Genomic DNA, 1,103 nt, shown 5'->3' on the forward strand with positions numbered 1-1,103 from the left:
TTCAGACTCGCTTTCGCTGCGCCTTCACCTATCGGCTTAAGCTTGCTCGTCACACTAAGTCGTTGACCCATTATACAAAAGGTACGCCGTCACCCTTGCGGGCTCCGACTGTTTGTAGGCATCCGGTTTCAGGTTCTATTTCACTCCCCTTGTCGGGGTGCTTTTCACCTTTCCCTCACGGTACTTGTTCGCTATCGGTCATGCACGAGTACTTAGGCTTGGAGAGTGGTCTCCCCATGTTCAGACAGGATTTCACGTGTCCCGCCTTACTCAAGGACACTGAGTGTTCTACGTGTAAGGGGCTATCACCCTCTACGGCCGACCTTTCCATGTCGTTCCACTTTATTCCTCAGTGCCACTGGCCTGGTCCGCGTTCGCTCGCCACTACTTGCGGAGTCTCGGTTGATGTCCTTTCCTGCAGGTACTTAGATGTTTCAGTTCCCTGCGTTCGCTTCTTACCCCTATGTATTCAGAATAAGATACCTTTAAACAATACTTGGAAACCTAAGCCGTACCTAAGCACGACTTAAATTTTCCAAGTATTTAAGGTGGGTTTCCCCATTCGGAGATCCATGGATCAAAGCTTATTCGCAGCTCCCCACGGCTTATCGCAGCGTATCACGTCCTTCATCGCCTGTGCATGCCAAGGCATCCACCAAATGCCCTTCTTTCACTTGATCGTTCTCATTGCCAATGCTCATCCTTATTTGGATCCAGCAAACCTATCCTCCTCGCTTGCGCTCGAAGGGGTGCTGTATCTGGCAATCCGGACAACCCTCAGGTCGCCTGAATGTCAAACTCCAAAAACCCGGTTACCTTTTACAACCGAGCCAATCAGATGCCATCGACGTGTTCGACAGGCCTGCTTTATTGGAACCACGCCGAGCGGTTCGCTTGCAGCCTGTCTTAAGACCAGCTTCTCGAGATCTGTCCGGTGATGCGCGGTCAGGCAACACCAATCAGGCACGAACACCAGAAGGGCGCTCCGAAGAACACCCAAACAATGATCATGCCCATAAGACAAGCTTCCTTCCTACCTCCAGCCCCTCTTCCATATCCGGTCGGCTAGACCTTCCATGGTTTCATAAGGACTGGGCTCGGAC

At 51.7% G+C, this 1,103-nt stretch carries 1 rRNA gene; it reads right to left on the reverse strand.

Features of this window, described 5'->3' with window-relative positions:
• Positions 1-680: ribosomal RNA gene (locus C6558_RS38705) — 23S ribosomal RNA — on the reverse strand; the annotation flags it as partial.
• Positions 681-1,103: the final 423 nt, after the last annotated feature.

This window comes from Ensifer sp. NM-2 (assembly GCF_003024455.1).
GTDB lineage: Bacteria > Pseudomonadota > Alphaproteobacteria > Rhizobiales > Rhizobiaceae > Ensifer > Ensifer canadensis.